The organism is Streptomyces qinglanensis (genome assembly GCF_900111245.1).
Classification (GTDB): Bacteria; Actinomycetota; Actinomycetes; order Streptomycetales; family Streptomycetaceae; genus Streptomyces; species Streptomyces qinglanensis.
Map to the genome: position 1 here is coordinate 1 of NZ_FOGO01000014.1, position 22,332 is coordinate 22,332.

Consider the following 22,332-nt stretch of genomic DNA (forward strand, 5'->3'; position numbering starts at 1 on the left):
AGGGCGAGGGCAAGGGCAAGTACGCGGACAACCTCGACGGCTGGATCCGCGAGGCCCGCGCCGTCATGGCCAAGCACGACATCCCCGGCAGCTACGACGGCATCAAGCGCAACATCATCCGCGAATCCGCAGGCGACCCCGACGCCGTCAACGACTGGGACATCAACGCCCAGAAGGGCATCCCCTCCAAGGGACTCCTCCAGGTCATCCAGCCCACCTTCGACCAGTACCACGTCAAGGGCACCCCCGACGACCTCACCGACCCCGTCGCCAACATCGTCGCCGCCTGCAACTACGCCGCCGACCGCTACGGCAGCATGGACAACGTCGACTCCGCCTACTGACAACACCCCCCCACACACGCCCACAGGCACACTGGCACCACACCAGCACCACCGCCACACCAGCACCACCGCCACACCCCCCCAGGGAGCGGGCGGGAGGAACCCCCTCCCACCCGCTCCCTCGCATGTCCGCTCGTCTGTTCTGTGGAGTATTCGGCTCATCAGGTGGGGATGCCTGAAATGCCCGTCACTGCACTGCTGTTGCGGGTGGACGCTATCGCTCTCACGAGAAGAGGCCGCACACGATGAGCGCAACATTCCGCCTCCGTCCCGCCGTTGCCGGTGTCCTGGCCGTGGGCCTGATCGGTGCAGCGGCCGCGACCGCGGCCGCGACCGGCCCCGGGATCGGGCACGGGGGGAACGGGAACGGAGCCGACCCCGGAACCGGGAGTGCGACGGTGAGCACGGCGCCGAGCACGCCCGGCGGTCCCTCGGCGGCGGCCAGGACCAACACCGTGACGGCCGACCGGGAACGGGTGCGGCAGTGGGAGGAGTTCCGGCTGCACGGGAAGGTGACCGGAATCAAGGCGGGGACGGCCGTGCGTCTCCAGCAGATGCAGCACGGATCGTGGAAGACGCTGCCTGCTGAGTCGGTCGTCAACCGGTCGCTGGACTACTCGATGCGCGTCAAGCTCGGTATCAGGGGCGTGAACCGGGTCCGGACGGTGGTCGCGGGCCAGCCCTCCGCGCCGGTGACGGTGACCGTCCGCTGAGCGAAGCGCTCGGCAGAGACCGGGCGGAGCGCCGCACGGAGGCCGGGTGGAGGGTGGGCGCGCCGGGCCCGGCGGGGCGCGGTCCGGAGAGGCGGACCGCGGGACGTCGACCGTCCCTCCGCCCGGCCCGGGGTGTAGCCAGCACCACCCCGGATCCGGGCCCCAGCGGTATGGGAACGGCTCCGCTGCCCGGCGACAGTGGATCCATGGCGACGATGACAACGCAGGTGCAGCAGGGACCGGACTCCTTCCCCCGTCGGCGGGGACGCTTCGGCCAGCAGGTGGGCTATCTGCTCTCCGGGCTGCCGCTGGGCATCGCCGCCTTCGTGCTGATGGTGACCGGGTTCGCGCTCGGCGTCTCGACGCTCGTCCTCGTCGTCGGGGTGCCGGTGCTGGCCGGGACGCTGTCCGTGGCCCGCTTCCTGGCGCGGGTGGAGGCGGAGCAGATCGCCGCCGTCACCGGCCGTCCGCTGCCCGCCCGTCCGGGCGGGGCGGCGGAGGGTGCGGGGCGCGGGGGCAGCCGGTGGAAGGGGGTGGCGGACCCGCAGGCGTGGCGGGACCTGGTGCACGCGGTGCTGGTCTTCCCGGTGCGGGTGGCGACCTTCTCGTTCACGCTGACCTGGCTGGTGGGCGGGGTCGGCGGGCTCACCTACGGCCTGTGGTCCTGGTCGATCCCCCGTGGTGAGGAGGACGGGCTGATGGAGCTGGCCTTCGGGCTGGACGGGCGCGGACCCGACATCGCCTTCAACACCGCGCTCGGTGTGTTCTTCCTGCTCACAGCGGTTCCGATGGTCCGGGGGCTGACCGTGGCGCAGGCGGGGCTGGGCCGGGTGCTGCTCCGTCGCGAGCGGCTGTGACCCGGAGGCCGGGCCGGGGGCCCGGGGCGGGGGCCCGGGGCTTCCCGAGCGGCGAGTCGGCCGGAATGCTGCCATCCTGAGGCGGTGGGTGGCTGTGAGGAGCGGGTGCGTCCCGCGGCGGCGGCCGCACGGTCGACGGCGGGTGGCGGCTGCGCGCCCGCCCGCCGGTGCAGCACCCCGGATCCAGCACACGCCTCGTGCTTCGGAGGTTCCGCATGCTGACGACCGACTTCGTTCCCGGCACTCCCGACTGGCTGGACCTCGGCGCGCCCGATGTGGACGCCGCCGTCGCCTTCTACACCAGCGTCTTCGACTGGCAGTTCCAGTCGGCGGGCCCGGAGGCCGGGGGATACGGCTTCTTCCAGCGCGACGGCCGGACCGCCGCCGCGGTCGGCCCGCTGATGGAGGACGGCGGAAGTCCCGCGTGGACGACGTACTTCCACACCCGGGACGCGGACGCGGTGCGGGCCCTGGTGGAGGAGGCGGGTGGCACGGTACGGGTCGCGCCGATGGACGTGTTCACGGCGGGCCGGCTGGCGCAGTTCACGGATCCCACCGGCGCCGACTTCGCCGTGTGGGAGCCGAAGGACACGGGTGGACTGGAAGTGCTCATGGAGCCGGAGACGCTGTGCTGGACGGAGCTGTACACGACGGACGCGGCGGCGGCGAAGCGCTTCTACACGGCGGTTTTCTCATGGACCTACGAGGACATGTCGATGGGTGACGACCTGGTCTACTCGGTGGTCTCGGCGCCCGGTGGCGGTACGGAGGGCGACACCGGGCAGGGCGGGATCATGCAGCTCCCGCAGGAGAACCTGAGCGCCGGGTCGACCTCGGAGTGGCACCCCTACTTCGCCACCGAGGACTGCGACGCGACGTGCGGGCGGGCGACCGGCGCCGGCGCGAAGGTGCTGATCCCGCCGACGGACGTGCCGGGTGTGGGCCGCCTCGCGATGCTCAAGGATCCGGCCGGTGCGCCGTTCGCCCTGATCAAGGGAGACCCGGACATGAGGTGACGCTTCCGGCCCTCCACGGTGTCCCCGCGGCGGCGTTGCCGCGGGGAGCGTGCACCGCAACCCGCCGCTGCGGCGGTGGGGGACGGCGCTGCGTCCCCCACCGCCGCCGGGTGTTGCGGGAGGCGGCGGATCCCGAGGCGGGCGGGCGTGATCCGGGCTCCCGTCAGACGAGCGAGCCGCCGCCTCCCGCGGGCGCGGGGGCCGGACCCGGGTCCGGGCCGGGGTCCGGGGCGCCGGACGGCGGGGGTTCGGGCGAGGGCCCGCCCGCGGCGGCGGGTGCCTGGGCCACCGCGGGCGCGTTCAGTTCGGTCAGCATCTGCTTGCTGAACCCGAAGAAGTAGGTGGCCACGAAGCCGACCAGATAGCCGGCGGCCAGCCCGAGCGCGTAGATCAGGGCGATGCCGCCCAGGCTGTGGTTGCCCTTGAGGAGAGGGAAGAGCGCCCAGCCGGAGGGGCCGATCGCGGTGGAGCCGACCGAGGTGCCCAACTGGTAGAAGAGGCCCACCACCCCGCCGCCGAAGGCCCCGCCCACGCACGCCGTGATGAAGGGGCGGCCCAGCGGTAGCGAGACCCCGTAGATCAGCGGTTCCCCCACGCCCAGGAACCCCGCGGGGAGGGCCGAGCGGATGGTGCTGCGGATCGAGGTGTTGCGGTGCAGCCGCAGGTAGATGGCGATCGCGGCGCCGACCTGCCCGGCGCCCGCCATCGCGAGGATGGGCAGCAGCACGGTGTAGCCGCTCTGCTCGATCAGCGTCGTGTGGATGGGGATGAGCGCCTGGTGCAGGCCCAGCATCACCAGCGGCAGGAACAGTCCGCCCAGCACGAATCCGGCCACGGCCCCGCCGTGCTGGAGCAGCCAGTCGGCCAGATGTCCGATCCCGGTGGCGATCTCGCCGCACACGTACATCAGCCCGAACAGCGTGACCAGCCCCGCGACCAGCACCGTCACCGTCGGCGTGACCAGCACGTCGACGGCGGACGGCACGAAGCGGCGGCACCCCTTCTCCACGTACACCGCCAGCAGCGCCGCGAACAGTGCGCCCAGCACACCGCCCTGACCCGGGGCCAGCTTCTGGCCGAACGCCGAGACCTCCGCCACCCCGGGGAAGACGATGACGGCCGCGGCCGCACCGCCCAGCACCGGCGTCCCGCCGAACTCCCGCGCGGTGTTCAGCCCGACGAACACGGCGATCAGCGACATGAAGCCGCTGGCGATGGCCGCCAGCGCGGGGGTGAGCGACGGGAGCCAGCCCGCGTTGGTGAACAGTCCGTTGAGTCCGGCGACGATGCCGCAGCCGATCAGCGCCGGGATGAGCGGGACGAAGATGTTGGCGATACGGCGCAGCATCAGCTTCACCGGTGTCGCGTTCTTCTCCTTGCGCGCGGCGCGGAGCGCGGCGCCCTCGGCCGCCAGGTCGGCGGCCGTCCGGCCGGCGCCCGCCGGGGCGGGTTCCGGGGCCGCCGACCGGTCCGGTGCCGCCTGTACGAGTGCCTCGAACTCCGGTGTGATCCGGGCGACTTTGCCCGGACCGAGCACGATCTGGTACGTGTCGTCCTCCACCACGCCCAGCACGCCCGGGAGCGCCCTGAGGGGCCCGTCCTGGACGAGGGAGCGGTCGGCCAGGCCGAGCCGCATCCGGGTCATGCAGTGGCTGACGGAGGTGACGTTCGCGGCGCCTCCCACCAGGGGGAGGATCGCCTCGGCGAGCTGTCTGCCGGGGTTGTCGTCAGGGGTGCTTCGGGCGCTGTGTGTGCTCATGGTGCGGTCGCTCTTCTTCGAGTGGTGCCATGGTCGTTCGGTCGGGTGGTGTCCTGATCGGTCGGTGTCGTGCGGGGTGGTGCGGTGCCGTGCCGAGTGGTGCCGTGCCGAGTGGTGCCGTGCGGTGCGGGGGCAGTGGCCGGGGGCGCGCGGCTACCCCGCGGTCGAGTCGGGGTCGGAGGCTGTGCCGGTGGGGCTGCCGGTTCCGTTGCCGGTCCGGGTCCCGTTGCCGTGCGCACCGGCGGCGGACCGGAGTGCGGCGCGCAGATGTCCGTGCGAGGCGGTGAGCAGGCGGTCCGCTTCCGGTGCCGGGACACCGCCGAGGATGGTCAGGATCGCGGCCTTGACCTCGCCGTCGGTGGCCGTCAGCGCCGCCTCGATCTCCTCGTCAGGCGCTCCGGTCGCCAGCTCGACGATGCGCCGCGAGCGGGCCCGCAGCTTCTCGTTCGAGGCGCGCAGGTCCACCATCAGGTTTCCGTAGGTCTTGCCGAGCCGGATCATCGTGAGGGTGGAGAGCATGTTGAGCACGAGCTTCTGCGCCGTACCGGCCTTGAGCCGGGTGGAGCCGGTCAGCAGTTCGGGCCCGACCACGACCTCGATGCCGTGCTCGGCGGCCGCGCCGAGCGCCGAGTCCGCGTTGCAGGCCAGTCCGACGGTGAGCGCTCCGCGGGAGCGCGCGTACTCGACGGCGCCGACGGCGAAGGGCGTCCGCCCGGAGGCGGAGATCCCCACCACCGTGTCGTCCGCCGTCACCTCCAGCGCCGCCAGATCGGCCGCCGCCGCCTCGGCGCTGTCCTCGGCGCCCTCGACCGAGTTCACCATCGCGCCGGGGCCACCCGCGATCAGGCCGGTGACCTGTCCCGGGGCCGTGTTGAAGGTCGGCGGGCACTCGCTGGCGTCCAGCACCCCCATGCGCCCTGCCGTACCGGCACCCGCGTAGAGGAGGCGGCCGCCGCGTGCCATCCGCTCGGCGATGCCGTCGATCGCCTCGGCGATCACGGGCAGTTGCGCCGCGACGGCGGTGGGGACGGTGCTGTCCTCGCCGTTCATGATCCTGGCGATCTCCAGCGTGGGCAGTTGGTCGATCTCCGCCAGCTCGCTGCGGAACGCCTCGGTGGTGAGGGTGCTCAACTGCCGGCGCAGCTCGTCGTGACGCGAGCGCCCGGCCCTGGAGTCCGGACCGGGGTCCGCCGGACCGGCGGCCTCCGAGCCGGCGGACTGCGGTCCGGCGGATTCCGGACCGGCGGACTGCGGTGCGGCGGGGTGCGGGGCACCGGTCCGGGATGCGGTGGTCTGTGACTGCGAGGTGGTCATCGGGGAGCGGCTTTCTGTGGCTCGGGGCGGCGGGCCCCGGTGGCCGCGGAGCGGTGGGTGCGGCCGGTGGGCCCGCTGGTCGGCGGTCGGCGGGTGCCGTCGGCAGCGGGCTGCCGACGGTGCGGGGCCCGGTGGCGCGCCGCCGGGGGACGGGACTGCGCGGCGGACGTGCCTGGGCCCGCCCCAGCGGTCGGCCGGGTCCGGCCGACCGCGGAGGCGTCAGCGGGTGCGCTGCCTGGGGGAGTGGCGGTGCGCCAGCGCTTCGTAGGAGGCGGAGAGCGCGGGCGCCGCCGTCTCGTACGTACGCTGCGCGACCCCTATGAACAGACAGTCCACGACGAGGAGCTGGCTCGTCCTGCTGGACATCGCCGCCGGGCGCAGCTCGCTCTCGCGGGCCGTGGAGGTGGTCAGTACGTGGTCGGCGTACTGGGCCACCTCGCCGTCCGGCCGGCCGGTGATCGCGATGGTGGTCGCCCCCTGGTCGAAGGCGACCCGCAGCGGCTCGATGACGTCCACCGTCCGCCCCGAATGGGTGATGGCCAGCGCGACGTCGCCCGCCCGCATCTGGACGGCGTTGGTGACGGCCAGATGGGGGTCGACATGGCTGTGCGCCACCATCCCGATGCGCAGCAGCTTCTGCGCCAGGTCCTGGCTGACCAGCCCCGAGGCGCCGACGCCGTACACGTCGACACGCCGGGCCGCCGCCATCGCCGCGACCGCCGCCTCGACCTGCGCGACGTCCAGCGCCGCCGCGGTGTCGGCGAGGGTCTGCTGCTCGTCGAGCGCCAGCTTGGCGACGACGTCGGCGATCGGATCGTCGACGACGATGTCCGCCGTGACGGCGGGGGCCGCGCCGGACTCCTGCTGTGCCGCGAGCCCCGCGAGGGCGAGGCGCAGATCGCGATAGCCGGGATAGCCCAGCAGCCGGGAGGTGCGGACGACCGTGGCCTCGCTGGTGCCGGTGCGCTCGGCCAGCCCGGTGACGGTGAGCTGTGCGCACCCCGCCGGATCGTGGGCGACCGCCTCGGCCACCCGCTGCATGGAGCGCGTCATCGAGGGTGCCATCGTGCGGACCTTGGCCGCGAGGGCCGTGGGTCCCGGTCGGTTGGCTGTCCGGGAGGGGACGCTGCCGTCGGCGTCGCCCGCTGACCGGGGGGCCGGGGGCTGGGTGCCCGGCCTGGCCGTCCGGCGTCCCGGACGGAAGGCGAAATTTTCCTTCAGGTCGCTGCTCACAGACGGAAGATATTTTCATATCGACACCCAGTCAATGCTCGACGCGGCACGAACGTGTGATCCCTCCGCGCGTGCAGTGGTGCAATGGAGGTATGGAACCGAAGGAACCCGCATCCGACTCGGGACCCCCGGAAGAGGGAGCGCCCGGCGGCGCCTCCCACGACGCGGGCCGTGAGCGGGAGCCCCGCGAGGAGCACCGCGACGCGCCCCGCGAGGAGCCTCGCGAGGCGCCCCGGCCGGGCGACCGCCGTCAGGATCCGCTGGAGCGGTCGCTGCACGCGGCCCGCGCGTTGATCCTCGCCGATCTGGAGGCGAGCGACGTCGCGCACGCCGACATCGTCTCGCTGGTCGAGGAGGCGGTCTCGCACCGCCGCTGGTGGGTCGGCGAGTGGCCGGAGGGCGCGGCGTTCGTGGACGGCCTGGTCGCCCAGGACGTGCAGGACGCGCTGCTCGAACGGTACGGGCGCTGGCCCGTCTGCCCGGTGTGCGTCGGCTCCGATCCGCACGCGCTCGACGTCGAACCCGAACTGGGCGAGGAGCCGCACTGGGTGTGCGCCGCCACCTCCACGGTGGTGGCCCGGGTGGGTTCGCTGGGCAGCAAGCTGTGAGCGCGGGCGCGGGCGCGGTTGCGGGCGCGGTTGCGGTTGCGGCCCTCGGCGCGGGCTCGGGACCCGGTCGGTGACCGTCTACATCGACCCGCCGATCTGGCCGGGGCACGGCCGGATGTGGTCGCACGTGGTCAGCGACCTCTCGTACGAGGAGCTGCACGTGTTCGCGGCGGGCATCGGATGCCCGCCGCGCGCCTTCGACCGCGACCACTACGACGTGCCCTCGACGCTGTACGAGACCGCGGTGGGCGCCGGAGCCGTCCCGGTCGGCTCCAAGGAACTGCTCCAGCGGCTCACGGCCGCGGGCCTCCGGCGCCGCAAGCGCTGACCCGCGGGGCTCCCAGCGACGGCCGGCAGCCACGACCACGGCTCCCGCATCCGCGGCTTCCGCGGTCGCGGGCCCCGCATCCGTGCTGCCCCCGCGCTGCCCCGCGGCGAAGCCTGCCCCCCCCCGCGGAGCTTCCCGGGTGTCTATACCCGGGCCTGCTCCTCTTCCGTCCGCACCTCCCCCCGCTCTTCCTCCCGCTTATCCTCCCGCTTCTCCCTCCGCGGATACGACGCGGCGACCACCCGGGAGCGGGCGTGCACCCGCGCGGAGACGGCGGTCGCGAGCACCGCGACCGCCGCCATGGCCGCGCCGACCCAGGCCACGGCCGGGTACCCCCAGCCCGCCGAGATGGCCAGGCCCCCCACCCAGGGCCCGACCGTGTTGCCGATGTTGAACGAGGCCGTCGTCGTGGCCCCGGCCAAGGTGGGCGCCGCGTCTGCCGCGTTGAACATCCGGGCGTTCAGCGCGGGCGCGGTCGTGAACGCGGTGACGCCGAGCAGCAGGGCCAGTCCGATCGCGGCCCAGCGGTACTCGGCGAGCAGCGCCAGCAGCGCGAGCACGGCGGTCGACGCCGCGATGCCGCCGTACATCGTGCCGAACAGGTGCGCGTCCGCGATCCGCCCGCCGATCACCGTGCCGATCAGCCCGCCGAGCCCGAACAGCGCGAGCACGCTGGGCACCCAGCTCTCCGGCAGCCCGGCGACATCGGTGAGCAGCGGCGCCAGATAGGAGAAGACGGCGAAGACGGCGCCCGCGTTCAGCGCGATGGTCAGCAGGGCCAGCCACACCTGCTTGTCCCGGTAGATCCGCAGCTCCCGCCGGAGATCGGGGGCCTCGGCGCCGGTCGGCACCGGGGTACGGGGCACCAGTGCGAGCACCCCGGCCAGGCCGACGGCCGAGAGTGCGGCGACCGCCCAGAACGCCGCGCGCCAGCCCGCGTGCTGGCCGAGGAACGATCCGGCCGGTACGCCCGCGATGTTGGCGATGCTCAGCCCGCCCACCATGATCGCCATGGCCCGGGCCCGGGCGTTCTCCGGCACCAGCGAGACCGCGACCGCGGCGCCGACCGCCCAGAACCCGGCGCAGGCCAGCGCGCTGACCACCCGGGAGGCGAACAGCACTTCGTAGCCGGGCGCGAGTGCGCCCGCGACCTGCCCCAGCATGAAGACGGCCAGCAGTGCGACCAGCGTCGTCCGGCGCGGCAGCTTCAACGTCGCCGCCGCCAGCACCGGAGCGCCCACGACCATGCCCACCGCGAACGCCGACACCAGCAGTCCGGCCTGGGGGATCGACACGTCCAGATCCCGGGCCAGCGGTTGCAGGATCCCGGAGAGCATGAACTCGGAGGTCCCGAGCGCGAAGACGGACAGGCCCAGCACATGGACGGCCGCCGGGACACGGGCGGCGGAGGGGCGGCCCTCTACGAGATCGTCAGGCATGACACCCTCAACCCCGCTTCGGGGTCCGCGCATTCCGCAGCCGCAGCCGCAGCCGCAGCCGCAGCCGCAGCCGCAGCCGCAGCCGCAGCCGCCGCCGGAGCCGGAGCCGGAGCCGGAGCCGGGGCAGGGACCCGAGCCCGCTCCCGGGGGCCGACCCCGGTTCCGGTCGGTGCTCGGGCGGGCCGCGGCGGGTCACTGGTTCAGCGCCACTGCGGTGGGATGTTCGTCATCTGCTGCAGCAAGTCCCAGCCGTCGGCCCGCTGCCTGCGCTCCTCCAGCCCGTCGTGCCAGGGCGCGCCGTTGGCCACCCAGTAGCCGCGGTAGATGCGCACTCCCGTGACGCTGCTGTCGCCGATGTCGGACTCGTTGCCGCAGCAGGGGCAGAGGCACTCCGTCGGCCACCCGCCCTCCCAGACGACTTGGCCATCGAACCCGCAGATCCGGCAGACGGTCTCCGTCTCTTCCTCCATCAGCATGCTCCTCGTCGTACGGTGCCGGACTCCGGGGAGGCCGGGTGTTCCCGCGTCATGTCTCCAGCAGTCCCAGTTCCGTCGTCAGATTGCGCCGGGCCGCGGGCTCCCAGCGGTCGCGCGCGTAGCCGGTGCGGAACAGGTGCGGGAGGCCGAGGAGCTGGCGCAGGACGGCGGAGCGGCCCTCCCGGAAGGCGGCGTCCGGGACGAAGGCGTACTCCTGGCGGATCTCGGCGGCGTAGTGCGCGTACTGCTCGGGTGTGCCCGCCAGGACGGCGAGGTCCGCGTCGCAGAGCAGTTCGCCGTCGAGGTCGTTCCCGGCGGGGTCGTGGGTGACCGTGAGGCGGACGAGCCGGGCGACCTCGGCAGTACGGGCGGCCGGTACCCCGGCCTCGGGCAGCGCGCGTTCGGCCAGGCGGGCGCTGCGCTCCTCGTTCTCGCTGCGGTCGGGCCGGTAGACGGCGTCGTGGAACCACGCGGCCAGCCGTACGGCGGTGAGGTCGGGGCCCGCGTCGGCGCGCGTGCCGGTTCCGGGGCCGGCCGCCTCCTCCGGGGGGAGCTGCGCGGCGAGCTCGTCGATCCGGTCCAGCACGGCGCGCAGGTGCGCCGTGCCGTGGTAGCGCCGGTGGGGCTCGGCCCAGCGGCCGAGCAGGTCCTCGCCGTAGGGGGCCGGGTCCGGGCCGGCGGTCCCTTCGCGGGCGCTGATCAGCAGCGCGTTCCAGCGGTCGAGCAGCTCCCGGTCTGCTGCGTCCGGGGCGAGGGGCGCCGTCTCCTGGTCCGGACGGGCCGTGCCCGGGTGCGAGGCGTCCGGGGCGGGAGGCGCCGTGCCGGGGGGTGCCGTGCCGGGGTCCGGGCGCGCTGCGTCCGGGGCCGGACGTGATTCCCGGGGGTCCGGACGTGCGGCGTCCGCGGGCTCCCGCGCCGTGCCGTGGGCCGGTCGCCGGACCGTTCCGTCGTCCGGCCGGCCGGACGCGGGTGGGGGCTCTGTCGTCGACATCGGGCAATTGTGGTCCGAAGGGAGTGCCGTCTTCCAGCGTCTTCCGCCGTGTGGCACTCTGTTGCGCATGTCTAGACCAATTCTCGAGGTGGTCGCGCTCAGCGCGGAAGACGCTGCCGCAGCGGAGGTCGGGGGAGCGGACCGCCTGGAGGTGGTCACCGACATGGCCGCCGACGGGCTCACCCCGTCCCTGGAGACCTACACCGCCGTCCGGGACGCCGTCAGCATCCCGCTCCGGGTGATGCTGCGCCTCGCCGACGGCTTCGGCGCCGGGGGCGACGCCGGGATCGAGGAGCTGTGCGCCCGCGGAGCGGCGCTGCGCGCGGCGGGTGCCGAGGAGTTCGTGCTCGGCTTCCTCGACGAGGCGGGGCAGGCGGACCTGCGCGCCGTCGAGGCCGTCACGGCTGCCGTACCGGGGTGCCGGTGGACCTTCCACCGCGCCCTCGACCGCGCTGCCGACCGCGACGCCCTCCGCAAGCAGCTCGCCGACGCGCCCGGCCTGGACACCTACCTCACCGCCGGCTCCCCGGACGGGGTGACCGACGGCTTCCGGACGCTCTGCGCCGAGGCCGCCCGCACCACCGCGGAGGAGCCGGGATACGGGCCCCGGCTGCTGGTCGGGGGCGGGCTCTCGCTCGACCACGTCGCCGGACTGCGCCGGGCCGGCATCGACGCCTTCCACATCGGCAGCGCCGCCCGCCCCCGCGGTTGGGCCGGCCCGGTCGACCCCGCCGCCGTCCGCACCTGGCGCCAGGCCCTCGACCTGGACTGACGGAGCCGGGGAGTGGTTGCCCGGGTCCCGGCCCGGGACCGCACCCGGAGCCGGGCCGTCTGCTACGCGGAGCCGGGCCGGGTGGCGCCGGCCGTCGCCGTGGCTGAGGCGCCCGCCGCGCCCCCGGCGGTCGTGGCGGTCACGGTGGCCGTAGTGGCCGTAGTGGCCGTAGTGGCCGCAGCGGTCGCGGTGACCGCGGTGGCCGTCCCGGCCGGGGCCGCCGGGTGCACCGTCCCGGCCGGTCGCCGGCGCCTGGCCCGCACGAGGCGGTCCCGCGTACCCCGGACGCCCGCTACGCCGTCCTGCGTACCGCGGGTACCCCGCGCGTCCTGCGCGCCGCGGGTGCCGCGGACACCTCCGGCGGGCCGGCCGCTGCGGGAGGTGCCCGCGACGGTGGCGCCGCTGCGGAGGACGGCGGTCGCGCCCGTCAGGACGAGGGCGGCGACGGTGGCGCCGAACACGGCGGCGGCGGTGTCGAGGGAGGTGGCGTCGCTGAGCGCCCCGGCGGCCACCGGCAGCGCCCCGGCCAGCAGGTAGCCGCCCGCGGTGAGGGCGGCGTTGGCCTCGGCCAGGCGTGCGGCCGGGACGTCGGAGCTGAGCATGGTCAGGGCGCCGAGCTGGGTCAGGCCCTGGCCGAGTCCGGCGAGGACGGCGGAGGCGACGAGTGCGGGGACCGAGGTGGTGCGGACGGCGAGGACGAGCACGGCCATGCTCGCCGTGGTCAGTCCGGCGCCGGTGAGCAGGTCCGTGCGCACTCGCAGCCTGCGCGCGGCGAACTGGATCCCCGTCGCGGCGGCGAACAGGACGAAGATGGTCGCACCGGAGAGGATCCGGCTGCGGGTGTGCAACAGGTCGGCGAGCAGGGTGGGGCCGAGGGAGAGCACGAAGCCGGTCGCCGCGATCGCGGGCGCGAAGACGCCCAGGCCCAGCAGGAGCTGGCCGCGGTTGGCCCGTGGCGCGGAGGGGATGCGGACCAGGCGCCGGGCGGTGCCGGGTGCGGCCCGGTCGGCCCGCGGCGGCAGCGGCATCCGGACCACCACGGCGAACGCGGCCAGCAGCAGGCCGATCTGGACCAGGAAGACGGTGACCGAGGGGCCGGGCACCAGCTCGGACAGCAGCCCGGCCAGCAGCGGACCGACGGCGGCGCCGCCGACCATGGAGGACGAGGCGATCAGTCCGGCCGTGCGCTTCTGCGTGCGGTCCGCGAGGTCGGAGACGGCCGCCATCCCGGCGGAGAGGAACGCGCCGACCGCGATCCCGCTCAGCAGCCGCGCCACCAGGAGCAGGGGCACCGAGTGCGCCGTGGCGAACAGCGCCGAGGCCAGCAGGCCGAGCACCAGGCCGGGGAGCAGTACCGGCTTGCGGCCGTAGCGGTCGGAGAGGGTGCCCGCGACGGTGAGGGTGCCCAGCAGTCCGGCGATGTAGGCGGCGTAGACCGCCGTCAGGGCGGCTGCGGAGAAGCCGATCCGGTCCTGCCACAGGACGTAGAGCGGAGCGGGTTCGTTGGAGAGGGCGAGTACGGCGACGACCGGCCAGGCGGCCAGCCACATCCAGCCCCGTCGGGGGGCGGAGGAGGCGGGCGGAGCGGAAGCGGACATGCGGGAGCTCCTGGGCAGAGGAGGGCGGGACACAAGGAGTACGACTGGACTCGTACAAGTAGTACGAGAGAATTCGTACCAGTGGCGAGTAGTACGATGCAAGTCGTACTGCCGTGGTTGGTTGCGGTGCGGTGCGGTGCGGTCGCCCGCACGACCGCCGACCGGCGTCCGCCGACCGTCCACCGCCACCCGCTGACCGCCGACCGCCGAAGGAGGAGCCCGTGAGTGACGCGGCCCTCGACCGGGAGTTCCGTATCCCGCCGCCCCCGCCCGGTGCCGAGGTCCCCGAGCCGCTGCCCGAGCCGGGCCGGGACGAGATCCGGCTGGAGGCGGTGATGGCGGCGCTCAGCGACCCGCTCCGGATCGGGGTGGTCCGCAAACTGCTGCTGGAGTCGGTCGACTTCGACCACACCTGCACCTGGTTCGGGCTGGAGCGGCCCAAGTCCTCGCTGACCCACCACTTCCGTACCCTGCGCGAGGCGGGCCTCGTCCGGCAGCGTCAGTACGGGCCCTCCCGCCGCAACCAGGTGCGCATCGCGGACCTGAAGGCGCGGTTCCCCGGTCTGCTCGCCCTGATCGCCGACTGGACCCCGGCCGAGTAGCCCTCTGCGCGACATCCCGCGCGTTTCCGTGTTTCCTCATCCGCGCGTTTCCGCGTTTCCGCGTTTCCGCGTTTCCGCGTTTCCGCGTTTCGCGTTTCGCGTTTCGCGTTTCCTCGTCCGCGCGATTCCTCGGGCTCCGCTGCGTTCCTGGCCCCGTGGCCACACCCCGTGGCCAGGGGTTCTTTGCCCTCCCTCCCCCCTCCCCGGGGGGCTTCGCGCCCCGGCGAGACGACGGCAGGGTGCGGGCAGCCTTCCGCAGGTGGGCCGCCCACGTCTGCTCCACGTCTGCTCCACGTCTGCTGGTCGAGCCCCGGCGGGTACGCGATGCAGCAAGCGCATGGCGTGATCAGGCCGCGAACGATCGCTTCGCCGTGGTCTCCGCCGCTGTCTCCCACCGGCCGCCGGCGAACGCTCGCGGGTGCGCGTTCCCGAGTACGTGCGGCGCCCGGTGCCGCGGGCGCTGCGTACTCTGGCCGGGTGGGCGACCGGCGAACAGGCAGCGCGGTGGCCGCGGCCCGTCCGCTGCTCCGCCACGAGGACCGGCACGGCGGCGACGCGGTGGCGGGTGCCGCCCGGCGACTGTGGACGTCCGAACGGGCGTGCCTGGGCCCGGCGTCCGACAGCGGGCTGACGGCCGAGGTGGCGGAACTCGCCCAGATCGCGGGCTGGCTCCTCTTCGACGCGGGCCGGCAGGCCGCGGCCCGCCGCGCCTTCACCGACTCGCGCACGCTGGCCCTCCGCGCCGGGGACGCCCGACGGGAGTGGTTCGCACTGGACATGCTGGCCATGCACGCCGTCGACGGCCACCGCCCCGATCGGGCCCTGGCCGTCACCGAGGAGCTCCTGGCCCGCCCCCGGGTGCCGCCGAGGGTGGCACTGCTGGCGCGGGTACGGCAGGCCCGCGCCCTCGCGCAGACCGGTGAGCGGGCCCGGGCCCTGACGGCGATGCGCCGGGCGCGGGGTGCGCTGCAGGACTCCGTCGCCCTGCGGGACCCCGCCTGGACCTGGTGGGTGGACGGGACCGAAGTCCTCGGCCACGAAGCCGAGATGCTGCTGGATCTGGACGCTCCACGGGCCGCGCTCCCGCTGTTCCACGCGCTCGACCAGAGGGTCCGCGCCACCGCGCCCACGGGCCGGATCGCCCTCCACCACGCGGTGGCCGGGCTGACCGGCCACATCCGTGCGGGCGCCTGGCCGGAAGCCGCCCCGTCGCTGGCCCGCGCAGCGCACCTGCTGACCGATGTCACCTCCACCCGCAGCACCACCCGCCTCCGCGGCACCCTGCACGCCCTCCACCGGCACGCCCCCACGTGGCTCCTCCACCACGCGCGCGACACGCTGCACGCGGCCGCCCGCCCGACACCCCCACCCGCACCGCCCGGCCCCTGACGCCGCCCGGCGCCACCTCCGGGCCGTCCATCTCCGGGCCGTCCACCCTTTGTCGGCGTCCCCCGGTGCCCTACGCCTCCTCGGAGGGTTTCTCTCCCGCGTCCCTGACGAACACGACTCCGTCCAGCTCGCCCAACTGGTCCGGGGCGAGTGGTGCGTAGCCGAACCAGGGGGAGGTGCGGGGCGCGGGGTGCGGGGTGCCGAGGGCGGCGGCCAGCCTGGAGGCGTCGACGACGCAGGGGGCCCGCGGGAGTGCGTACAGGAGCCCTTCGAGGGTGTCCGGCGGCGGGGTGTCGACGCCCCGGTGCCGGATCGTGCCGAGCGCCGTGGCCAGGAAGGCGTACTCCGCGCCCAGACGGACCTGCGCGAGCGCGCCGGCACTCCACCACTCCACCTGCCCCTGCCACATCTGCATCGTGCTCTTCGCCCGCTGGAGATGGGAGTTGTGCGCGTGGACCAGCACCGGGCCCCGTGCGGCGAGGTCGAGGAGGTTCTCGGCCATCATCCGGTCCCGCAGCCCCACCAGCCGCGTCATCCGGTTCGGCGAGGTGTCGGCCATCGAGGAGTGGTAGCGCAGCAGGCCGGTGGCGCTCCGCGCGGACAGGCGTGCCCGGTCCCAGTCGTCCCGCGAGGTCGCCGCGATCAGGTGCGGGGCCTGCTCCTCGAGCAGCGCCACCAGGTCGTCGGCGAGCAGCCGCAGTTCCCCGGCCTCGGTGCTCCGCCCCATGGACCGGGCCGGCTCCAGCATCGCGTCGGGATGGGTCCAGCGGTCGTCGGCGCCGAGCAGGGTGTCGAGCGCCTCCGGGGTGCAGGGGAGCAGGTCCGCGTCCCCGTGGGCCGCGAGGTAGCCGTGCAGTGCGGTGAGGGCCTGCCGGGGGCTCTCGGGGCCGGTGATCTCCAGCGGGCCGTCGAATCCGGCGAAGCGGACCTGTTCGGCCGCGGGGCGGCCGTCGTTGTGGGCACGCATCCAGCGCACGAGTGCGCGGTTGGCCGCGGAGGCGCCGAGGCCGTGGCTGAAGCCGTGCTCCATGACGCCGTCGAGGGTGCCTGTGCCAGCGGTGACGTAGTCGTCCACGACCAGGCCGCGCAGGCAGTCGCTCTCCAGCGCAATCGTCCGGTAGCCCTCCTGCTCGACGAGTTGCCGGAAGAGCGTGTTGCGCACCTCCAGCAGGGAGTCCTCGCCGTGGGTGGGCTCGCCCAGGGCGAGCAGCCGGGGCCGGTTCGGGAGCAGTTCCATGACGGCGGCGCCTTCGACAGCGCGGGCCGCGTCCTTGAGGTCAGTAGCCATACCGTCAACGGTATCGTTGAACCTTCGGTGGAAACTTTTCCGCGATATCGTCGGCTGCATGGGGCGAAACCTTCAAAGTGCTGAGCGGCTCAGGCCGGTCGATCTGGCCCGCGGGCACGGTCTGTCCACGCAGGCGGTCAGGAACTATGAGGCGGACGGCATCCTGCCGCTCGCCGAGCGCACGGACCACGGCTACCGCACCTACACTCCGCTGCACGCGCGGGCCCTGCGCGCCTTCCTCGCCCTGCTGCCCGGCCACGGGCACCGGGCAGCGGCGTCGATCATGCGGGCCGTCAACGAGGACGCGGTCGAGGAGGCACTCCGCCTCGTCGACGAGAGCCATGTCCAACTCCTCGACGACCGGCGGACTCTCCAGGCCGTGGAGAGCGCTCTGCGCGACCTGCGGTCCGCCGGGTCGGGCCGGTCTTCCGGGTCGGGCCGGTCCGCCGGGTCGGCAGGCGCTACCGGGGAGGCGGGAGCGCCCGTGTCCGCCGGGTCCGGACCGACTGGGCCCGCACCGGCGTCCGGAGCGGACCGGTCCGGAGCGGACCGGTCCGGAGCGGACCGGTCCGGAGCGGACCGGCCCGGAGCGGACCGGCCCGGAGCCGGGTCCGCCGGGGCTGCGGGCGCCAGGGGCATGTTCATCGGGCCGCTGGCGGAAGAGCTCGGCATCCGGCCCGCGACGCTGCGCAAATGGGAGGCCGCGGGGCTGGTCGGCCCGCGCCGCGATCCGCTGACCGGGTACCGCGTCTACGACGAGGCCGCGGTACGGGACGCCCGGCTCACCCACCAACTCCGGCGGGGTGGCTACCTGCTGGAGCAGATCGCTCCGCTGATCGCCCAGGTGCGGGCGGCCGGCGGGCCGGAACCGCTGGAGGACGCGCTGCGCGACTGGCACGGCCGACTGGCCACCCGGGCCCGGGCACTGCTCTCCGGAGCCGCCGAACTGGACTCCTATCTCGGTGAACGCGAACGCCGCGGGTGAAGCGCCTCGGGCAGCTCGCTGACATATGCCTTGAAGCCTTCGACGGCGTTCCTGCTGAGCGGGCGCACCTGGATCGAGAGCGGCGCCTGCGCCGGGCGGTCGAGCGCCCGGCGCAGGCAGGCAGGCAGGCCGGCCGCCGCGCGGTAGCCGGTGCCACCTGCCGGGCGCCGAACGGCCGGGAGCGCTTCGTCACCGTCCTGCTCGGCTTCCTCCGGACGCACCCGACCCGTCCGCACCCGGGCAGGAGGCCCGGTCCGCGAGGTCCTGACGCCGCCGGTGCCGTCCGCCGCCCGGAGGCGTCCGCCGCCGGGGGAGGGCTCGGCGGACGCACCCGGGAGAGGCCACCGGGCAGAGCGCGGCGAGCGGCCCGGCCGTCCGCCGCGGTCACCGTACGGTCAGTGCGTCGGCTCGCCCGGATCGGCGTTGCCGCCGCACAGCACGACGACGACCCGCTCGCCGGGGGACGGCACGTAGGGCGCGCTCTGCCCGTCGGCTCCGTCCGGCGCGGCGACGGCGCCCCGGATCGCGGACACCGCGGTGGCCGCCCCGTTCTCCACCGCCAGCCGGTACCGCTCCCACAGCTCGCGCCGGGCCGAGACCACGGCCTCGTCGCTCACCAGCACCGACCGCACATTGCGGGTGCCCGCCGCCGCCAGTGCCATCGGAGAGGCCCGGCGGGCGCCCAGCGAGTCGGCGGCGACGGAGTCCACCGGCACATCGACGACGCGCCCCGCCTCCAGCGCGGCGTTCAGCGCCCGGCACCGCTCGGGCTCCACGGCCACCACCCGGATCCCGTGGTGCTGCGCGGCGGCGGCCACCCCGGCGAACAGGCCGCCGCCGCCCACCGACACCACCACGGTGTCCACGAGGGGGACGTGCGCGCGGATCTCCTCCACCAGCGTCCCGGCACCCGCCGCGATGAGCGGATGGTCGTACGCGTGCGACGCCAGCGCCCCGGTGTCCGCGGCGAACGCCTCGCAGGCCGTCGCGGCGTCGGCGTACTCCGTGCCGACCAGCCGCACATCGGCCCCGTACGCGTGCAGCCGCTCGACCTTCACCTGCGGCGCGGTCTCCGGCAGGAAGACCGTGGCCGGCACGCCCAGTCCGCGCGCGGCCCACGCGCACGCGAGCCCCGCGTTGCCGCCGGAGGCCAGGGTGACGCCCGCCGCGGGAAGTTCCTCGCGCTCCCGGTGCGCGAGCAGGAAGTTCAGCGCGCCCCGCGCCTTGAAGCTTCCGGTGTGCTGCATGAACTCGAGGGCGAAGAACAGTTCGAAGTCCGGGGCGCCGGACGCGCCTCCGGTACTCGCCGCCCCGACGTCCCCGCCGACGTCCCCGCCGACGTCCCCGCCGACGTCCGCGCGGGCGACCGCGACGGGGCGGACGCCGGTGCCGACCCGGTCGGCTGCGGTCTTGACATCTCCGTAAGAAAGATGGTGCACGGCGCGACTCCTGGACGTGCTCGGACGTGCTCGGACGTGAAGGGACAAACAACTACGTTACGGCTACGTTACGACCTCCTGGCCACCGCCCCGTACTCGGTCGGCACTTGTGCCGCCAGTGCCTCCGGAAGCGGCCGGGTGTGCACCACGACGAGTCCGGAGACCGCCCGGGTCAGCGCGACGTACAGCCGCCGCAGCCCCGTCCGCTCGTCCGGCTCCCCGGCCACGACCGCGGCCGGCTCGTCCAGCACCACATAGTCGTACTCCAGGCCCTTGGCCAGCACGGCCGGTACGAGCGTCAACCGGGCCGCCGCGCTGGTCTCCGCACCGGGCGACAGCCAGCCGAGCCCCGCCGCGCGCAGTGCCGCGCGCAGCGCCGGGAGCCGTTCCTCCGCGGCGATCAGCCCGACCGATCCCTCCCGGTCCAGCGCCTCCCGGCACGCGTCCACCACCATCCGGTCGGCCGCCGCGGTGGACTCGTCCGTGCCGCCGGGGGCGCGCCGCACGGCGAAGTCCCCCGGCGACTCCCGCACGGAGGTCGCGGGCCGCAGCCCCGGTGCGATGCCCGGCAGCAGCCGCGACGCGTACGCGATCACCTCACGCGGCACCCGGAACCCTTCGGTCAACTCCTCCACCGCGGCGCCCGGTTTCCCCAGATGCTCCAGGGCGGCCTCCCAGCTCTCCGTCGCCCACGGCGTGGTGCCCTGCGCCAGGTCGCCCAGCACCGTCGCCGACCCGGTCGAACAGCGCCGGCCCACAGCGCGGTACTGCATCGCGGAGAGGTCCTGGGCCTCGTCCAGCACCACATGCCCCAGCGAGGGCGTCCGCTGCACGGCGTCGGCGGCCTCGTCCACCAGCACCGCGTCGGCTGCCGACCAGCGGGCGCTCCGGACGCCGCGCGGCGCCTTCTCCCACAGGACCGCCCGCTGCTCCTCGGCGGTCAGCAGCCCCTCCGCCTGCTCGGCGAGGAACTCCGCGTCGGACAGCAGCCGCAGCACCACCTTGGCCGGATCGACGGGCGGCCACACCTGACGCACCACCGCCTTCACCGCGGCGCTCCGCGCCACCGCGTCCTGCACCCGGTCGTCGGGCGCCTCCCCGGCCTGCTCCATCCGCACCAGCACGGCGTGCGCGATCCGCTGCGGCAGCGCCTCGCGGCCCGCCCCGTACCGCAGGCCGCGCTCCAGCAACTCCTCGGCCAGCTCCGCGATCTCGTGCGCGGGGATCCGCCATCGCCGCGAGCCGCGCACCACCACGCACGGCTCCGCCGGAAGCGGACGCACTCCCGCGCGCACCGCCCGGCGCACCACCCCGGCCATCCGGGCGTCGCCCTTGACCCGGGCGGCCTCCGCACCGTCCACCGCCCGTACGGGGACGTCGGGGCGTGCCACCAACGCCTCCACCGTCGTCTGCCGTACGGCCACTTCGCCCAGCGCGGGCAGTACCTGCTCGATGTAGCGCAGGAAGGAGTCGTTCGGGCCGATCACCAGCGTGCCGGTCCGGGCCAGTTGCTCGCGGTGCGCGTACAGCAGGTAGGCGACGCGGTGCAGACCGACCGCCGTCTTGCCCGTCCCCGGGGCGCCCTGCACGCACACCGTCCCGTCGACACCGGCCCGGACGATCTCGTCCTGCTCGGGCTGGATCGTCGCGACGATGTCCCGCATGGGTCCCACACGGGGGCGCTCGATCTCGGCCTGGAGCAGTGCGCTGGTACGCCGTGCCCCCGGTGCGTCCGGTTCCGGCGCACCCGGCCGGGGGCTGCCCGGCTGCGGCACGCGGGCGTCCGGGGGCGGGGTGAGCCGCTCGTCCTCGTAGGCGGTCAACTCGCCGCCCGTGTACCCGAAGCGGCGCCGCAGCGCCACGCCCTGCGGGTCGGTGGGGGAGGCGCGGTAGAAGGGCTGCGAGACCGGGGCCCGCCAGTCGATGACCATGGGGTCGCCGTCCGCGTCGTGCACATGCCGCCGGCCGATGTGGAAGACCTGTGCGTCCGTGCGGTCGAGCCGGCCGAAGAACAGCGGCGTGTGCGCGAGATCGGCCAGCGCCGCGATCCGGTCCTCGATCCCCGCGGCGAGCGCCTCGGCGTTGACCCAGTTCGCGGTCACGTCGCGGATGTCGAGTGCCTCGGCGTCGGCCCGCATGGCACGGAGCGCGGCCCGCGAGGCCGCCAGATGGGCCCGCTCGCGGGCGAGCGGGTCGCGGGACGCGGGGACGCCGCCGGGTGCCGGCCCGCCGCCGCGACCTGGGCCGGGACCCGCGCCGCCGGGATCGGTCCCGGTCCCGGTCTCGGCCTCGGACACGTCGTCCGGTACGTCGCCGGGTGCGGGTGTGGAGTGGTCGGTCATCGGGCTGCCTCCGGAGAGCACGGGCGCCCGCGGGCCGGGCGCCGGGCACGCGTGGTCGGCCCCCTGCGGCCCGGCGGGCGCGCGGCCCGGACGGGGCGGGAGGGGGCGGACGCACGGGCTCGGCACGCGGGCGCGGGCGTACGGACGGACAGGTCTGCGCGGCACCGCCCGCGGGTCCGCTGGTACGGATCCACGTACGGGTCCACGGGTGAGCCCGACCGGTTTCCGTGCGGCGGGCGCCTCGCGCCAGAGGGGCGCCGAGGGGGCAGACCGGGGATTGTAGCCACCGGCCGGCGAGCGGGCGATCCGTTTTCGGGCCCGGAACCCGGCGGCGGAAGGTCCCGGGGCCGGAGGGCTCCGCACGCTGTCCGGCGACGGCGCGGGCGAAGCCGTTTCGGTCTCGGGGCGGTTACTCGATTAGGGTCGACGCCCGGCGGCAATCAACGGCGATCCGGGACGGCCCGTCCTCCCGGTGGCGAGGAGGCGGCACGGGTGACTGGCAGCGGCGCCCCGCGTACCGGGCCCGCGCACGCCGCGAACCCGCTTCCGGAACCCGCCTCCGCCCCCGCCCTCGCCGCAGGCGCGCATGCAGCCGCGTGCCCCGTGGCCTCGCGCCGCGCCGCCCCGCGCACTGCCCGGCAGCCCGCCCCCCCTCCACGCCGTACGCGCCCGTCTCCCCGCAGCACGTACCCGCCTTCGTTCCGTACCCGCCCGCCTCGCCTCTCCGCGGGCCGTGGCCGTACTGGCGCCGCCCGCCCGCGCACCCTCCCGGCGGCCCGTGTGCCGCCGGGCCCGCCCGCACCCGTCCGGCTCGCCGACGCCGGGCATCTCGCCTCCGG

20 protein-coding genes are annotated in these 22,332 nt (G+C 75.0%); 10 read left to right on the forward strand and 10 right to left on the reverse strand.

What is annotated here, in order from left to right; genetic code table 11:
- From BMX65_RS24845 to BMX65_RS24860, 4 genes are all read left to right on the forward strand, one after another.
- Positions 1–344 (forward strand): transglycosylase SLT domain-containing protein (locus BMX65_RS24845; RefSeq protein WP_177214345.1); only part of this gene is annotated, 344 nt, incomplete at its 5' end.
- A 398-nt stretch (positions 345–742) separates the two neighbouring features.
- Positions 743–1,057, forward strand: coding sequence for a hypothetical protein (locus tag BMX65_RS24850; protein WP_239502303.1), 315 nt, complete (start codon positions 743–745; stop codon positions 1,055–1,057).
- 206 nt (positions 1,058–1,263) lie between these two features.
- Positions 1,264–1,914 carry a sensor domain-containing protein gene (locus tag BMX65_RS24855; protein ID WP_239502304.1) on the forward strand — a complete coding sequence of 217 codons (651 nt, stop codon included), beginning with the start codon at positions 1,264–1,266 and terminating at the stop codon, positions 1,912–1,914.
- Positions 1,915–2,129: 215 nt separating this feature from the next.
- Positions 2,130–2,930 carry a VOC family protein gene (locus BMX65_RS24860; RefSeq protein ID WP_075002598.1) on the forward strand — a complete coding sequence of 267 codons (801 nt, stop codon included), beginning with the start codon at positions 2,130–2,132 and terminating at the stop codon, positions 2,928–2,930.
- A 163-nt stretch (positions 2,931–3,093) separates the two neighbouring features.
- Here BMX65_RS24860 and BMX65_RS24865 read toward each other — a convergent pair whose 3' ends face one another.
- The 3 genes from BMX65_RS24865 to BMX65_RS24875 form a co-directional block, all read right to left on the reverse strand.
- A complete protein-coding gene (locus BMX65_RS24865; protein WP_075002599.1) occupies positions 3,094–4,689 on the reverse strand; it encodes a PTS transporter subunit EIIC in 1,596 nt (531 codons plus the stop codon).
- Positions 4,690–4,842: 153 nt separating this feature from the next.
- Positions 4,843–6,003, reverse strand: a complete 1,161-nt coding sequence (murQ, locus tag BMX65_RS24870; protein WP_075002600.1) for an N-acetylmuramic acid 6-phosphate etherase — start codon at positions 6,001–6,003, stop codon at positions 4,843–4,845.
- Positions 6,004–6,222: 219 nt separating this feature from the next.
- Positions 6,223–7,236 (reverse strand): MurR/RpiR family transcriptional regulator, encoded by a 1,014-nt coding sequence (locus BMX65_RS24875; protein WP_075002601.1) that lies wholly within the window; start codon positions 7,234–7,236, stop codon positions 6,223–6,225.
- Between the two features lie 260 nt (positions 7,237–7,496).
- On the opposite strand from BMX65_RS24875, the gene BMX65_RS24880 reads away from it, so the two are divergent.
- Both BMX65_RS24880 and BMX65_RS24885 read left to right on the forward strand, forming a co-directional pair.
- Positions 7,497–7,844 carry a hypothetical protein gene (locus BMX65_RS24880; protein WP_075002729.1) on the forward strand — a complete coding sequence of 116 codons (348 nt, stop codon included), beginning with the start codon at positions 7,497–7,499 and terminating at the stop codon, positions 7,842–7,844.
- Positions 7,845–7,914: 70 nt separating this feature from the next.
- Positions 7,915–8,172, forward strand: a complete 258-nt coding sequence (locus BMX65_RS24885) for a DUF4031 domain-containing protein (protein ID WP_075002602.1) — start codon at positions 7,915–7,917, stop codon at positions 8,170–8,172.
- Positions 8,173–8,315: 143 nt separating this feature from the next.
- Here BMX65_RS24885 and BMX65_RS24890 read toward each other — a convergent pair whose 3' ends face one another.
- The 3 genes from BMX65_RS24890 to BMX65_RS24905 all read right to left on the reverse strand — a co-directional run bounded on the left by BMX65_RS24890 (position 8,316) and on the right by BMX65_RS24905 (position 10,814).
- Complete coding sequence (locus tag BMX65_RS24890) at positions 8,316–9,611, reverse strand: Cmx/CmrA family chloramphenicol efflux MFS transporter (RefSeq protein ID WP_075002603.1); 1,296 nt, start codon at positions 9,609–9,611, stop codon at positions 8,316–8,318.
- 200 nt (positions 9,612–9,811) lie between these two features.
- Positions 9,812–10,081, reverse strand: coding sequence for a hypothetical protein (locus BMX65_RS24900; protein ID WP_398760708.1), 270 nt, complete (start codon positions 10,079–10,081; stop codon positions 9,812–9,814).
- A 55-nt stretch (positions 10,082–10,136) separates the two neighbouring features.
- Complete coding sequence (locus BMX65_RS24905) at positions 10,137–10,814, reverse strand: HD domain-containing protein (protein ID WP_075002730.1); 678 nt, start codon at positions 10,812–10,814, stop codon at positions 10,137–10,139.
- A 331-nt stretch (positions 10,815–11,145) separates the two neighbouring features.
- Between BMX65_RS24905 and BMX65_RS24910 the strand changes: the two genes are divergently transcribed.
- Positions 11,146–11,850 (forward strand): copper homeostasis protein CutC, encoded by a 705-nt coding sequence (locus tag BMX65_RS24910; protein WP_075002606.1) that lies wholly within the window; start codon positions 11,146–11,148, stop codon positions 11,848–11,850.
- Between the two features lie 62 nt (positions 11,851–11,912).
- On the opposite strand, the gene BMX65_RS24915 is transcribed toward BMX65_RS24910, so the two are convergent.
- Entirely contained in the window at positions 11,913–13,448 is a 1,536-nt protein-coding gene (locus BMX65_RS24915; RefSeq protein WP_239502305.1) for an MFS transporter, read from the reverse strand.
- 221 nt (positions 13,449–13,669) lie between these two features.
- Here BMX65_RS24915 and BMX65_RS24920 point away from each other — a divergent pair, with 221 nt between their 5' ends.
- Positions 13,670–14,050 carry an ArsR/SmtB family transcription factor gene (locus BMX65_RS24920; protein ID WP_075002607.1) on the forward strand — a complete coding sequence of 127 codons (381 nt, stop codon included), beginning with the start codon at positions 13,670–13,672 and terminating at the stop codon, positions 14,048–14,050.
- Positions 14,051–14,374: 324 nt separating this feature from the next.
- Positions 14,375–15,439: an NsdA family TPR-like regulatory protein gene (locus tag BMX65_RS24925; protein ID WP_483316228.1), complete on the forward strand. Its 1,065-nt coding sequence runs from the start codon at positions 14,375–14,377 to the stop codon at positions 15,437–15,439.
- 70 nt (positions 15,440–15,509) lie between these two features.
- On the opposite strand, the gene BMX65_RS24930 is transcribed toward BMX65_RS24925, so the two are convergent.
- Entirely contained in the window at positions 15,510–16,727 is a 1,218-nt protein-coding gene (locus BMX65_RS24930; protein ID WP_075002609.1) for an erythromycin esterase family protein, read from the reverse strand.
- Positions 16,728–16,785: 58 nt separating this feature from the next.
- On the opposite strand from BMX65_RS24930, the gene BMX65_RS24935 reads away from it, so the two are divergent.
- Entirely contained in the window at positions 16,786–17,712 is a 927-nt protein-coding gene (locus BMX65_RS24935; protein ID WP_075002610.1) for a TioE family transcriptional regulator, read from the forward strand.
- Positions 17,713–18,107: 395 nt separating this feature from the next.
- Here the strand turns inward: BMX65_RS24935 and BMX65_RS24940 are convergent, their stop codons facing one another.
- Entirely contained in the window at positions 18,108–19,151 is a 1,044-nt protein-coding gene (locus tag BMX65_RS24940) for a serine/threonine dehydratase (RefSeq protein ID WP_075002611.1), read from the reverse strand.
- A gap of 68 nt (positions 19,152–19,219) precedes the next feature.
- Positions 19,220–21,493 (reverse strand): HelD family protein, encoded by a 2,274-nt coding sequence (locus BMX65_RS24945; protein ID WP_075002612.1) that lies wholly within the window; start codon positions 21,491–21,493, stop codon positions 19,220–19,222.
- Positions 21,494–22,332: the final 839 nt, after the last annotated feature.